Here is a 13290-nt window from a genome sequence, read left to right as displayed (position 1 = left end):
GCTATCCGGAAGAAGCCAGTTCTGGCGGCGCGGCGCTGAAGGCCCGGCTCTCATCAGACAGATCGGTGGCCTGCGCTTCATCCATGACCATCCGGGCGCGGCCCGCATCCTTGGCACGGTACAGGCGGCGGTCCACCAGCTTCAGTAGTTCCGCCGCGTCCTGCGCCTCGCCCGACAGCGCCGCACCGATGCTGACCGTGACACGGGGCAGGGCCTGCGGCCAGTCCTGCTCGGCCAGCGCGCGGTGAATGCGCCCGCAGATCTGCTCCAGCGCGGCCCGCTCACCCGCAGCCACCAGCAGCACGAATTCCTCGCCGCCCCAGCGGAACGCCAGATCGCCGGACCGGGCGCAGGACCGCAGCGTCTGTCCCACGGCCACCAGCACCCGGTCCCCGGTCACGTGGCCGTGGGTGTCGTTGACCGCCTTGAACAGATCAACGTCGATCAGCAGGATTCCGATGGGCGCAGGCCCCTCCACGGCGGCAGGCGGGGTGACGGCAACGGGCTGAGACGCAATGGCCTGCGGACTGTAGTGGTCCTCCAGCCGCCGTTCCATCGAGCGGCGATTGAACAGCCCGGTCAGCGGATCGGTCAGGGCCAGATCCGCGTAACGGGCGGTGCGCGACAGTTCCTGCTGAATCTGCCGCCCGGCCACGGTCATCTGCCCGATCAGGAACAGCAGAAAGCCGATATACAGCAGCGGCACCGGATCGGTGGGCCAGTGGCGCAGCACCAGTGCGGCCAGCACCAGGTACATCACCCCGCCGCGCAGGGCGGCCTGTTTCAGCGGCAGCAGCCCGAACCACACCGCGAAAAAGAGGGGGACTGTCAGCGACTCCCGCGCGCCCAGGCCCAGGCCACGGCTGGAGAAGTCCCACAGGAAATAGCTGGCCCCGATGTTCGCGCACCACACCACCAGCGTATCCAGCCGCTGCGCCGAGACCCGGCGACTCAGGATGGCGGGCAGCAGCGCAGCACTCAGCAGGGCCAACATCGCGGCCCGCCAGTTGCCATGCGGCAATTCCCGCGTGGCGATGGCCGAGTGGACCGCCACCGAACACGCGCACAGCACCAGATAGCCCCGGCGACGGGTGGCTTCCAGCATCCGTTCGCGCAGGGCGTTCTCCGGCATCCAGGCCATTCTAGAAGACCAGTCTTGGTGACCGCTGCTACATTTAGCACATCTACTGGCTCAGCCTTGGGCCAACGCTCATCCAGCCGGGTCATTCCGGGGTGAAGCGCGGGACCAGCTCACGCTCCCAGGTCACCCACATGCGCTCCACGCGGTAGCCCAGCCGGGTATTCACGCGCAGCATCGGCAGGTTCAGGACCGTGCCGCCCGTGCCCGCCTTCAGAAAGCCCTCGCCCACGGCCCAGGCCAGTGCGCGGGCCTTGACCAGCGTCGCCAGCCCGCGTGAGCGGTGGTCCGGGTGGGTCACGGTATTCTCACTCTCCACTTCAGGCCCCTGCGGAGTCAGGCGGGTCAGGGCCACGATCTCGCCGCGCCAGCGGACCACGAACACCGTTTCCTCGCGCACAATGGTCTCGCGCAGCCCTGCCTGCGTCAGAGGCTCGGGCGTGGTGGTGGGATTGCGCGGCGCGTCGGCCAGCCCGCGCTGATGCAAAGCGTATAAAGCGGCCCAGTCAGCTTCCGGCGCATCGTTGAAAAGCCGCTCGACTTCATAGGCCTTCAAAAAGAGGCGTTCTTCCAGAGGTTGAAAGGCGGCGAAATCGAAGCCGCTCAGGTCCAGGTGTGCGCCCCAGGACTGCCAGGCGTTGCGGAAGCCTGCAGCACCAAAAAAGCCCATCTGCTCACCAAAATCCTCGCGGGTCACACCCAGCAGCCGTGAAAAACCGTGGGGCAGATCGGCGAGCAGCGCCAGATACAGCGGCGTAAAGGCGGCCCCGTCTCCAGCCAGATCAAGGCGCAGGGCGTCGGGGGTGGCATCCCCGAAAGGCGACAGGTTAGCGGTGGCGACAATCTCCGTTCCACTCGATGCGACAAGGCGACGACGCAACGGATCGGCACTTGCGCGGAAGCGCTCCGGCGGATAGGTCCAGTGGCCGCGAACGCCGTCTGTGACGAGGCGGGCAACAGCGGCGGCATCGGCGTTCTGGAAGGGACGTAGCGTGAAATCGCCTCCAGGTAGGTGTTCATGTGGATCGTTCATAGCGATATCCTCGCCGACAGGCAGGCAGGGAACGAATTTCCACCCTAAGCCAAATGGCGCACTTCCTGCATATGCGCCGGGTGAATACAGATGTTCCTCCCTGTCCAACGCCGGGGCCGAATATCCAGGCCACTTCATACTCAGGCTTCATACACAGATAGACTTGACATGATTATGCTTGCGGCGTATTATGTCGGCACCGGAACGGGAACGCCAACAGTGTGTTCGCAGGCCAGCCCGGAGGAAGCCCCGCCTTCCCCAGCCCAGAACCAACAGAACCGGAACAAGGTCAGAACAGGCCGCGCCCTCACAACAACTGTGGAGGCGCGGCTTCGTCATGTCAGGAATAACGAGTGGGAAAGTAATGTCCACCGCATTAGGCATGATGGCCTAGTCCCGTCTTTTGCCTGCTACGCTTTACCCATCACCGAAAAGGAGGTGCTGCATATGACCGAAATCAACATCATTGATCTTCCGAAGGCCCCAGGAATAGCCATCCCCGCCCCCGCAACACGGAGTAATTTTGCTGATCCACATCAGAGTGCCGCCTCTACTTTCGGACCCAGACTGGTCTAGACCCCAGAGGCATCCATGAACGCCCGCTGGCTTGATGCAGAGCTGGAGGGCGCAGATATCACGCCCGAGCGCCGCAGCAAGTTCAGGCAAAAGAAACTGCTGGGCCGCCGCAGACTGGATGACCTGACTGCCGAAGACCCGGAGAGAATCGCCGACGACACCATTCGCCGCCTGATCGACACCGGACACATCACCGAGATCGTGGCCGAACTCAAGAGCGGCAAGGAGGCCACCGCGTATGTGGCCCGCGGCCCGCGCGGAAGCGTGCTGGTCAAGCTGTACCGCGAGATAGAAGCCCGCAGTTTCAAGAACGACGCCGTGTACCGCGAGGGTCAGGTGGTGCTGGACGAACGCGCCGCGCGGGCGATGCAGGGCCGCACCAGAAAGGGACTGGAGATGCTGCAAGCCGACTGGGTCTGCGCCGAGTACGCGCACCTGTGGACGCTGTGGCAAGCGGGGCTGAATGTTCCCGAACCCCTGGTTGGGCCGAACGTCAAGGTCTGCGCCGAAACCGTTCCCGCCGTGCTGATGCGCCTGATCGGCACCGAGGACGAGGTGGCCCCCCGGCTAAGCGAGGCCCACCTGACCCCCGCCGAGGCGAACAGCGCCTGGAAACAATCCGTGCAAGGGCTGGCCGACATGCTGCGGCTGGGCTACGCGCACGGCGACTACAGCACCTACAACCTGCTGTGGTGGGAGAACACCGTGATCATCATCGACTTTCCACAACTGACCACCCGCCAGAACCCCAACTTCTCCGAGTTGCTGCGCCGAGACGCCCAGAGTCTGGCCACCAGCTTTCGCAAGCACGGCGTCCAGACGGACGGCGACGCCACTCTGCGCGAGGTTCAGCGGCTGGCACGCGGTAAGGGGCCGGAACCCAGGATCGTGCTGCCTTGAGCGGCGTCCAGCATTGCCTCCAGACCACACGCCAGCGAAATGCGGGCCAGAATCGTCTGCCCATTCTGCGTTCATCTGCTGGGGGGTGAGGGACGCATACATCTAATGTCCGACTTATTCTCCCGTCAGTTTCCTTATGATGTAAGAATGAAAAACGCTCTGCTCCTGACGGCCCTTCTGCTGGGTACGGCCTCCACTGCACGCGCCGCCTCCCTGGCCGAGGGGTTGCCCGCCGGGGCACTGCTGACGCTGGAAACGAAGAACGCGGGTGGGGCGATTGACCGCTTCTCTGGCCTGCTGGCCTCAGCAGTTAACGGCTTTGTTGGTGGAGACGAGGGCGGCCAGATGATCGGCGGCTTTCAGCAGATTCTCAAGGGTTCGCTGGGCCAGGAAGCGGTGGCAGGCGTCTTTTCGGTGGGCAATGCGGGCGGCACCTTCTCGCCGGAACTGCTGGCAGTTTCAAAGGTGGACAAACTTTCTGGCGAGTTCTTCACCAGTCTGATGGACTCCAGAAAGGGCGCGCGGGTGGGCAATTACACCTTCTCACGGCAGGGCGACACCTTCGCGGGTATGGCGAACGGGCTGGTCTACGTCTCCACCAACAAGGACCTGCTGATGGGTTACCTGGGCCGCCTAAGTGGTAAGGCAGCCCCGCAACTGATGAATTCGTCGGCCTACACGGTGCCCAGACGGGCAACGGGGCCGCAGGAACTGTCGCTGTTCCTAAACTTCTCGGCCACCGCCAAGGTCATTCGCGGCGCGCTGGGCAAGGCCATCATGCTGCCGCGCCTGCTGTCGCCCATCGTGGACGCGCTGGACACACTGGGACAGTACGCGGCGGGCTTTACCACCACCGCTGCGGGCCTGACCGCCGCCTCCGCCCACGCCGCCAACGCGCAGGGCAAGGACAAACCGCTGTACCGCATCCTGACCGACAGCACCGATTTTACCGTGCAGGACATTATCCCTGCCGACGCAGAGAGCGTGGTGGCCTCGGCCTGCGCGCCCGAATCCGGCGCGTACCTGGGCCGCTGGCTGACCCGCCTGGACCTGTTCGATCCACTGGGCTTCCTGTCCGATAGCCAGCTCGCCAGCCACCTGGAACGTTCGGGTGCGTGGCTGGGCCACGAATGCGCGCAGGTCACGCTGGCCGGGGGCATGAAGTCGGGCCTGGACGCCAGCAACCCGCTGTCCAGCCTGGATTACACCGTGACTTACCAGCGCGTCGCGGACATGACGGCGGCCCAGGCACAGATGCCCGAATACGCCGATAGCGTGAACGCGGCCATCGCAGGGGCATCAGGCAGCCTGAAAGCACTGCTCAAGGACGATCTATTCGGCGGCATGGGCCAGAAGCTGCCCGGCGAGATGGGCGCGGCGGCGGTGGCCGGGGGCGCGGCAGCCAGCAGCAGCCTGAAAATGGTGGACGACATGCTGGGCAACCTCAAGATGGTCTATGCCTTCCGGGGTGACTACCTGATCACGGCCTTCAGCAGGGCGGCGTTGGACACGGCGCTGGACGAAAGTGCCGCGCCACTCGCACAGGATGCGGGCTTCATGGCCGCCGGGATCAACCCCCTCTTTTCTGCCGGGTGGACCTATGCCCCCAATCCCGCCGACATCAGCGGCGAGGAACTCTCGGCGGCCATCCTAAGCGGCATGGGTGCGAACGGCGCAATGATGGACGGCCAGATAGACGATATGGACACTTCTGATGTGGACACAGCGGAGATAACGGATGCTGCCGCTGTCGCCGCCGTTCCGGCCACCCCCGGCAAGTCGGGCAAGGGCCGCGCGACGACGCCTCAGACCGGGGGGATGGAGGACATGACCGACATGGGCGACGACATGGACATGACCTTCGACGACAGCGCCTTCGGTGACGGCGAGATGATGTCGGGCGTCATCGGCACCGTCAGCGATCTGATGGCGGACCTGATCAACCGCTACGACGGTCAGACCGTGCAGAGCGCCGTGCAGGGCAACGTGATCACCAGCAAGTCCAGCGTGCTGTACCGCTGGTAAGGCAGGTTCTTAAGAAAGGGCAGAGCGGGATGGTCTTGCAACCGTTCCGCCCTGCCTTTCCTTGATTCATACAAATTCCGTCTGTTTCGTTAACAAACTGGGAAAGCTCTGGTTTGTTCACTCCACGCCCGGAAACCGTCCTTCTCTTTCTCACATCCGCTCGGACTTCATCATTTTTGCGAACGATTCAATCGGAGTCCGTATCAGATGACGGCCTAACGCCACTGCTCCGGCAACCCGTACACATGCCACATCGCCTCGACCCGCTCCACCACCGCCGGGTCCATACTAATTTTGGGGGGCCAGGGGCGCACAAAGCCTTCTTCAGGCAGCTTGCGTGCGCCGTCCCAGGTCAAGATTTCGCCGTGCTGCACCACGTCCCGCTCCGGGTCGATGTTGTTGAGGATGGTCCACCACACGTCCTGAATGTTGTTCACGTCGGTGAATTCGTCGCAGATCAGCAGGTGACGGACTCCGGCGGCGGCGGGATGGGCGGCAAACGCCTGCGCCAGCTCCCGCGCCTGACCGGGGCGGGTCTTGTTCAGGGCCACCAGCCAGTAGCCGTCCCCGTTCTGCCGCTGGGCCACCACGCCTTCAAAGTCCGGCAACTCGGCGGCGGCGTGCGGCCTGAAGACCGTCTCATGCGCCAGATCGCCCGCCTGAAGGTCACGGCTGGATTCGGCCCCGCCAATTTCCTCGGGGCGCTTGGTGGTGGCGTCAATAATCAGCTTGCTGCCGTAGCCCCAGCCCCGGCTACTGTGGTCCAGCACGTCAACCGGGCCGCGTGTGGTCAGGGTGTCGCGGCCCGGCACGGCGCGTTCGGCCACCGCACGCCACACGGCTTCAAAGTCATTGACCTTCACATCATCGTCCAGCACGACGATCACCTTGGCAAACATCATCTGGCCCAGGCCGAACATCCCATTCGCCACCTTGTACGCCTGCCCCGGATAGGTTTTGTTGATGGCCACGAACACGAGGTTGTGCGCCACGCCAGCCGGGGGCATGTGGTAATCGGTGATCTCGGGAATGATCAGTTGCGCGGCTGGCAGGAACAGCCGCTCGGAGGCTTCAATCAGGTAGGCGTCTTCCATCGGCGGGCGGCCCACGATGGTGGCAGGGTACACGGGCTGGCGGCGCATGGTCACGGCGGTGACGTGGAACAGCGGGTACAGGTCCGGCAGCGTGTAAAAGCCGGTATGGTCCCCGAACGGCCCTTCCATGATCCAGTCCTCAGCGGGGTCCACGTAGCCCTCCAGAATGAATTCGGCGTTGGCCGGCACGTCCAGATCGACCGTGATGCCCTTCGTAACCGGATAACGCTGCCCGCGCAGATAGCCCGCCAGCGCGAACTCGTCCAGACCGGGAATGGGCGGCAAGGGGGCGGTGGCCGCGTAGATCAATGCCGGATCGCCGCCGATGGCAACCGCCACCTCCAGCTTCTGCCCCAGCCGCTTGGCCTTCTCCAGATGCTTGGTCCCTGTTTTATGGCGCTGCCAGTGCATCCCAGTCGTGTTTTTACTCATAACCTGCATGCGGTACATGCCCATGTTGCGCTCGCCCGTTTCGGGGTCATTGCTGATGACGAGGGGCAGGGTCACGAACGGTCCGCCGTCCAGCGGCCAGCATTTCAGGACCGGGATGCGCGACAGGTCCACCTCGTCGCCGCGCCAGACGATTTCCTGTACTGGACCAGTCTTGACGCGCCTGGGCGGGAGGTTCATGGCGTCCTTGAGCTTGGTAACGTTGCCCAGCATCCCCAGCTTGCCGCCGCTGCCCTTGAGGTCAATCAGGGCGCGAACCTTCTTCGCCAGATCATCCAGGTCACCCACGCCCAGCGCCAGAGCGGTGCGCTCACGGGTTCCCATCAGGCCGATGACCACAGGAAACTCGCTGCCGCGCACGTTTTCAAACAGCACCGCCGGGCCGCCGGATTTGACCAGTCGGTCCGCGATCTCGGTGATTTCAAGGTCATGACTGACGGGCGCGGAGACGCGCAGCAGTTCGCCGCGTTCTTCCAGCAGGCGCATGAAGCTCTGAATGTCGGGAAAGGCCATGCCTGGCAGGATAGGGCGGCGGGGGCGGGGCAACCGTACCGGAAGGCGAGATGCGGCGAGGCGAACATGACGGTTCGCTCAAGCCCATACAGCACTCGGTTCACAATTGGTTCCGCTCTGTTTTATAAACTGGTTTAACGATCAGAGATCTGAGCTGTCTGATCTGATCTTCAGCCTTAACCCCTCAAGGAGTCCCATGAAATACCTGTTGTTAATGTCCGCCCTCGTTCTCGCCTCCAGCAGCCTCGCCGCCACCGCGCCCAGCACCATCACGAAGGGAACGCTGAAAATTGGGATGGAAGGCACCTACCCCCCGTTTACATACAAAGACGAAAAGGGCAACCTCACTGGCTTTGACGTGGATATTGCCAGGGCTGTTGCCGCCAAGCTTAACCTCAAGCCCGAATTTGTGCTGACCGAGTGGAGCGGCATTATCGCCGGACTCCAGGCCAACAAGTACGACGTGATCGTGAACCAGGTGGCTATTACGCCCGAGCGCCAGAAAAGCATTGCCTTTAGCACGCCGTATGTTTACAGCACGCCCCAGATCATCGTGAAGAAAAACGGCAACTTTGCGCCCAAAACCCTGGCCGACCTGAAAGGTAAGCGCGTGGGCAGCAGCCTGGGCAGCAACTACGAAGCGCAGCTCAAGGCAACGGGCGGCATCAACATCCTGACCTACCCCGGTGCCGCCGAAGTGCTGGCCGATCTGACAACGGGCCGGATTGACGCAGGCTACAACGACCGCCTGCTGGTGAGCTACCTGATCAAGTCGCAAAACCTGCCCATTCGCGGCGCAGGTACAGGCAGCGCCGACGCCATGGGCATTGCCCTGAAAAAGAGCAACACGGGCCTGAAAACGGCGATTGACAAAGCACTCTTGCAGATCAAGGCCGACGGCACGTATGCCAAGATCAGCAGCCAGTGGTTTGGGCAGGACGTCAGCAAGCCCTGAACCTTTACTCGGTAGAACCTCGCCCCTCCTCGCTGTAATGGGAGGGGTTTTTGCTGGAAGCCCTTAAAATCAGACCATGAAGCAGCACGTCCAGCATCTGGTCATCGGGGCGGGGGCAGCGGGCAGCGCGGCGGCGTATGCGCTGGCCCGGCACGGACAGAATGTGCTGCTGCTAGAGCAGTTCCAGATTGGCCACGGGCGCGGCTCCAGCTTCGGGCCGTCGCGGATTTTCCGGCTTGCCTACGAGGAACCGGAGTACGCGGGACTGGCACTGGCGGCGCTGGAATCATGGCGGACACTAGAACGTGAGGCTGGACAGCAGTTGTACTGGCGCACCAGGGGCCTGGACCTCGGCCCCGCCGGAACGCCCAGTCTGGAAGGGGTTCACGCTTCGCTGAGTGCGCTAGACGCAGCCCCCGAGCGATTGAGCCGCCGTGAACTGGCCCGGCGCTACCCGCAGTGGCAGGTGCCGCCCGACTGGGAAGCCGTGTATTCACCCGAAGCGGGAATTGTCAGCCCGCAGCTCACGCTGAGGGTCCTGACCGATCGCGCCCGCCAGTACGGGGCGCGTGTGCTGGAAGGTGTGGCGGCGCTGGAGATTCAGGCAGGACAGCAACCCGCCGTTCGGACCAGCATGGGCGTCATCACCTGTGACCACCTGATCGTGGCGGCGGGCGCGTGGCTGCCGCGTCTGGTTCCGGGGTTGCAACCCTCGCTGAGCGTGACGCTGGCGGCCTCCAGCTTTTACCGCCCGGATGATCTGGCCGCCTTCCAGCCGGAACGCTTCCCGGTGTTCATCACGCACGATGATGAATTTCAGGCGTACGGCTTTCCAGCTTTCGGCGTCCCTGGCGTAAAAATTGGTGTGGATGTGGTGCGTCCTGTCACCAGCGGCGACACCCGCACATTTGAGGTTCCGCCGCAGGTCAGCAAGGCGTCCGACACGTTCATGCGGCGCTATCTGCCGGGGGCCAGCGCCGTCATGGAACGGCAGACCTGCCTGATCACCCGCGCGCCGGGCGGCGATTTCATCCTCGCGCCGCACCCGGACTGCCCGCAGATTACGTTGGCCTCTCCCTGTTCGGGGCACGGGTTCAAGTTCACGCCGCTGCTTGGAGAATTGCTGGCGGCGCACGCGCTGGGGGAAAGGCATCCCTGGCACCTGCCCCGTTTCGCGCTGCCGCCCCAGGCCGTGCGCCAGACAGCGGAACAGCAGTCCCTCCCAGGAGGCTTATAGTCGGCTTCATTCCTCCTGTATCGGGCCAGTGCAATTCCCCCACCCTCTTGACGGCGCTTCCAATGGGCCGTGTTCAAGGAGAAGCCATGCGCGCATTCCGTTCTGCTCTGCTTTCAGGCACCGCACTGATCCTCGCCGCCGCCACGTCCTCATTGGCCCAGACCGCGCCCACCCTGAGCAAAGGCGTGCTGAAGATCGCTGTGGAAGGCACCTACGCCCCCTTCACCTTCAAAGACGACAAGGGTGTGCTAACTGGCTTTGACGTGGACGTGGCGCGGGCACTGGCCGCCAAGCTGGGCCTGAAGCCCGAGTTCGTGCTGACCGAGTGGAGCGGCATTCTGGCGGGGTTGCAGGCAAACAAATACGACGTGATTATCAACCAGGTGGGCATCACTGCCGAGCGCCAGAAGAGCATCGGCTTCAGCGATCCCTACGTCTTCAGCCGCCCACAAATTGCCGTCAGCAGCACCAAGGGGCAGAACTACAACACGCTGGCAGACCTGAAAGGCAAGCGCGTGGGGGTGGGGCTGGGCACCGTGTTCGAGAAGGATTTGCGCGACGCGGGCGGCATCACGGTGGTCACCTATCCCGGCACCCCGGAGTATCTGGCGGACCTGTCCAGTGGCCGCCTGGACGCCATCTACAATGACCGCCTGCTGATCGGCTACCTCGCCAAATCGCAGGGCCTACCGATCAAGGGCGTGGGCAACGCCGGTTCGGTGGACAGCATGGGCATAGCCATCAAGAAAACCAATACAGGACTGAAAACCGCAATTGACGCCGCCCTGAAAGACATGAAGGCCGACGGCACGATGGCAAAAATCGGCCAGCAGTGGTTCGGTCAGGACGTCAGCAAGCCCTGAGCACCCGCCTGTGCACGTGGACCCCTCCCAGTTCAGTGGGGAGGGGTTTGCGTTGAGGGGCGGGTCAAACCGTTGACAGATCTAGTCGTCTAACCGCAAAAGTGACTTATTCTTCTGGCCGTTAGACTGTTGGATGGTTTGACCCTTAAACCGCCTTCGAAGGAGCGCCCCGCATGGACACCCAACAACTTCAACTGATCTTGCAGAGTGCCTGGGCATCCGTTCCCGCGCTGCTGGTGGGGGCGCGGCTGACCATCGGCTTTGCGCTGGCGGCGATGGTGCTGGGATTGCCGCTGGGGCTGGCGGTTACGCTGCTGCGGCTGTACGCGCCGGGGCCGGTGCGCTGGCTGGCCGGGCTGTACGTGTCGTTTATCCGGGGCACGCCGCTGCTGGTGCAGATCTTCGTGATCTATTACGGCCTGCCCAGTTTCGGCATCATCCTTGATCCGGTGGTGGGCGGCGTGCTGGCCCTGACCCTGAACGCCGCCGCCTACCTGTCCGAGACCATTCGCGCCGCGATTCTGAGTATTCCCAGAGGGCAGCACGAGGCGGCCTACAGCGTGGGCCTGAGCAAGGCGGAAACCATGCGGCTGATCATCCTGCCGCAGGCCGCGAGGGTGGCGCTGCCCAGCCTGGGCAACAGCCTGATCGGGCTGGTCAAGGACACCTCGCTGGTGTCGGTGATCACGGTGGTGGAACTGCTGCGAAGCGCCCAACTGGTCATCGCCCGCACCTTCGAGCCGTTCGGGCCGTATCTGGCCGCCGCGATGATCTACTGGGCCTTGTCCAGCGCACTGGAAGTGGTGCAGCGCCGACTGGAACAGCGGTTCGCGCGGGGAGGCTAGGGCCGCGAAACCTCTTCCATCCCCCCAAAGGCGGACGACATCACCATTGTCCCGCCGCTACGGTACGGGCATGACCGGAACCCCGATGGCTGGACCCGCTGCGCCGCCCACCATTTCCGGGCATTCCACGCCCGCCCCTTCAGTTCCCCGTCCTGCACGAGCCGCAACGCCCTTCCTGATCGCACTGGGACTGGGCGTGGCGGCGCAGATTCTGACAGGCGCACAGGGGGGCGGGTTCGGTGTGAATGTTCCCATCTGGGTGGCCCTGTTCGTGGCCGCCTGCCTGTGGGCGCTGCGGCGGCGCGGCGAACGACCCACGGCGGCGGGGCTGACCCTGCTGGGCACGGCCTTTTTACTGGCCGTCACCACCTGCGCGGTCTGGGACGTGCCGGGAGACCTGGGGGCGCTGAACGCTTTTGCACTGTGGCTCTCGCTGCTGCTGGGCGCGGCATTTCTGCGCTTTCCCGGCCTGGGCGGCTGGAGCCTTTGGGCCACCGTGGGCGCGGGCGTCACGGGCGGCCTGCGCTTTATTTACGGCCCCCTGGCACTCCTTGAGCGCCTACCCTGGGCACGGCTGCGGCCCGCGCAGGGCAGCGGACTGGGGCGCTGGGGCGTGGGCCTGCTGCTGACCCTGCCGGTGCTGGTTGTGTTCGGCGGGTTGCTGGCGGGCGCGGACGCAGGCTTTGCCGGACTGCTGGGCAGCGTGCTGGACTGGCGGCTGGACCGGTTGTGGAGCGACGGTGTTCGACTGGCCCTGTGGTGCGCCTTCACGGGCGGGCTGGTCTACCCGGCGGTCATGGCGTTGCGGCCCAGCCTCTTTCCGCGCACCGGACCGGACGTGGCGCGGCTGGGACTGATCGAAATCGGGCTGCCGCTGGCCTCTCTGGCGGCGCTGTTCGTGGTCTTTTTGCTGGCGCAACTGCCGTACTACCTGAGCGGCACGGGTCTGCCGGACGGCGTGACCTTCGCGGGCTACATCCGCGAGGGCTTCGGTCAACTGATGGCGGTGGCCTTCCTGAGCCTGACCCTGCTACTGGGCGCACACGCCCTGACACGCCAGGAGGTCCGCACCCGCCTGTCGTACCGCCTGCTGAATCTGGCCGTTCTCGTCCCGCTGGCGCTGGTGCTGCTGAGCGCGGCCAACCGCTGGCGGCTGTATACCCTCGCCTACGGCCTGAGCGAGACCCGACTGATGGGCGCGGCCTTTCTCGTCTGGATGGCGCTGTGCCTGGTGTGGCTGGCGTATCTGCTGTGGCAGTCACGCCCGCAGCGCTTCACGTACCCGGCCCTGCTGATGGGTTTGGCGGTGCTGCTGACCACCACCGCCCTGAACCCAGGCGCGCTGATCGCCCGCGTGAATGTGGAGCGTGCCGTCACCGGCGTGACCAACGAACTCCGCAGCACCCCGCAGGACGTGAGCGTGCTGACCCTGCTGGGGCTGGGGGCCAACGCCGTCCCCACCATCGTGACCCACTTGGAGGCCCTGACCCGCGAGTGTAAATGGGGCAAGGGTTGCCTGGACTCGCGCCAGTACGTGATCAACCGCCTGCACGATCAGTACGACGCGCCGCGTGACTGGCGGGGCTGGAACGCGGGTTACGACCGCGCCCGCCAACTGGTTCTGAAACTGCCCCCACCGACGCCAGAACCGGGGCGCTAGA

10 protein-coding genes are annotated in these 13290 nt (G+C 64.4%); 7 read left to right on the top strand and 3 right to left on the bottom strand.

Annotated features, from left to right (window positions below):
* Position 1: 1 nt before the first annotated feature.
* Together DAAJ005_RS04240 and DAAJ005_RS04235 are read right to left on the bottom strand one after the other, a co-directional pair.
* On the bottom strand, positions 2–1132 hold the full coding sequence (locus DAAJ005_RS04240; RefSeq protein ID WP_151846023.1) for a diguanylate cyclase: 1131 nt from the start codon (positions 1130–1132) through the stop codon (positions 2–4).
* Between the two features lie 91 nt (positions 1133–1223).
* Entirely contained in the window at positions 1224–2171 is a 948-nt protein-coding gene (locus DAAJ005_RS04235; RefSeq protein ID WP_151846022.1) for a GNAT family N-acetyltransferase, read from the bottom strand.
* Between the two features lie 591 nt (positions 2172–2762).
* Between DAAJ005_RS04235 and DAAJ005_RS04230 the strand changes: the two genes are divergently transcribed.
* Together DAAJ005_RS04230 and DAAJ005_RS04225 are read left to right on the top strand one after the other, a co-directional pair.
* The gene (locus DAAJ005_RS04230; protein WP_151846021.1) at positions 2763–3647 is read left to right on the top strand and encodes an RIO1 family regulatory kinase/ATPase; all 885 of its coding nucleotides are present in this window, start codon (positions 2763–2765) and stop codon (positions 3645–3647) included.
* A 147-nt stretch (positions 3648–3794) separates the two neighbouring features.
* A complete protein-coding gene (locus tag DAAJ005_RS04225; protein ID WP_151846020.1) occupies positions 3795–5672 on the top strand; it encodes a hypothetical protein in 1878 nt (625 codons plus the stop codon).
* A 215-nt stretch (positions 5673–5887) separates the two neighbouring features.
* Here DAAJ005_RS04225 and DAAJ005_RS04220 read toward each other — a convergent pair whose 3' ends face one another.
* Entirely contained in the window at positions 5888–7729 is a 1842-nt protein-coding gene (locus DAAJ005_RS04220; RefSeq protein ID WP_151846019.1) for a menaquinone biosynthesis decarboxylase, read from the bottom strand.
* 196 nt (positions 7730–7925) lie between these two features.
* Between DAAJ005_RS04220 and DAAJ005_RS04215 the strand changes: the two genes are divergently transcribed.
* The 5 genes from DAAJ005_RS04215 to DAAJ005_RS04195 all read left to right on the top strand — a co-directional run bounded on the left by DAAJ005_RS04215 (position 7926) and on the right by DAAJ005_RS04195 (position 13289).
* Complete coding sequence (locus DAAJ005_RS04215) at positions 7926–8684, top strand: transporter substrate-binding domain-containing protein (RefSeq protein WP_151846018.1); 759 nt, start codon at positions 7926–7928, stop codon at positions 8682–8684.
* Positions 8685–8760: 76 nt separating this feature from the next.
* On the top strand, positions 8761–9921 hold the full coding sequence (gene solA / locus DAAJ005_RS04210) for an N-methyl-L-tryptophan oxidase (RefSeq protein ID WP_151846017.1): 1161 nt from the start codon (positions 8761–8763) through the stop codon (positions 9919–9921).
* A gap of 86 nt (positions 9922–10007) precedes the next feature.
* Complete coding sequence (locus DAAJ005_RS04205) at positions 10008–10784, top strand: transporter substrate-binding domain-containing protein (RefSeq protein WP_151846016.1); 777 nt, start codon at positions 10008–10010, stop codon at positions 10782–10784.
* A 173-nt stretch (positions 10785–10957) separates the two neighbouring features.
* A complete protein-coding gene (locus tag DAAJ005_RS04200; protein ID WP_151846015.1) occupies positions 10958–11629 on the top strand; it encodes an amino acid ABC transporter permease in 672 nt (223 codons plus the stop codon).
* 70 nt (positions 11630–11699) lie between these two features.
* Positions 11700–13289, top strand: a complete 1590-nt coding sequence (locus DAAJ005_RS04195) for a DUF4153 domain-containing protein (protein WP_151846014.1) — start codon at positions 11700–11702, stop codon at positions 13287–13289.
* Position 13290 lies beyond the last annotated feature (1 nt).

Origin of the sequence: Deinococcus sp. AJ005, from assembly GCF_009017495.1 — a bacterium.
Lineage (GTDB): Bacteria > Deinococcota > Deinococci > Deinococcales > Deinococcaceae > Deinococcus.
Note: the sequence above shows the minus strand (reverse complement) of the source record. Positions and strands in the feature narration are given on the sequence as shown.

What these genes read in the sequence shown, in the direction of transcription:
- DAAJ005_RS04240 (WP_151846023.1), bottom strand. Translation starts at nt 1,132, where the DNA reads ATGCCGGAGAACGCCCTGCGCGAACGGATGCTGGAAGCCACCCGTCGC.
- DAAJ005_RS04235 (WP_151846022.1), bottom strand. Translation starts at nt 2,171, where the DNA reads ATGAACGATCCACATGAACACCTACCTGGAGGCGATTTCACGCTACGT.
- DAAJ005_RS04230 (WP_151846021.1), top strand. Translation starts at nt 2,763, where the DNA reads ATGAACGCCCGCTGGCTTGATGCAGAGCTGGAGGGCGCAGATATCACG.
- DAAJ005_RS04225 (WP_151846020.1), top strand. Translation starts at nt 3,795, where the DNA reads ATGAAAAACGCTCTGCTCCTGACGGCCCTTCTGCTGGGTACGGCCTCC.
- DAAJ005_RS04220 (WP_151846019.1), bottom strand. Translation starts at nt 7,729, where the DNA reads ATGGCCTTTCCCGACATTCAGAGCTTCATGCGCCTGCTGGAAGAACGC.
- DAAJ005_RS04215 (WP_151846018.1), top strand. Translation starts at nt 7,926, where the DNA reads ATGAAATACCTGTTGTTAATGTCCGCCCTCGTTCTCGCCTCCAGCAGC.
- solA (WP_151846017.1), top strand. Translation starts at nt 8,761, where the DNA reads ATGAAGCAGCACGTCCAGCATCTGGTCATCGGGGCGGGGGCAGCGGGC.
- DAAJ005_RS04205 (WP_151846016.1), top strand. Translation starts at nt 10,008, where the DNA reads ATGCGCGCATTCCGTTCTGCTCTGCTTTCAGGCACCGCACTGATCCTC.
- DAAJ005_RS04200 (WP_151846015.1), top strand. Translation starts at nt 10,958, where the DNA reads ATGGACACCCAACAACTTCAACTGATCTTGCAGAGTGCCTGGGCATCC.
- DAAJ005_RS04195 (WP_151846014.1), top strand. Translation starts at nt 11,700, where the DNA reads ATGACCGGAACCCCGATGGCTGGACCCGCTGCGCCGCCCACCATTTCC.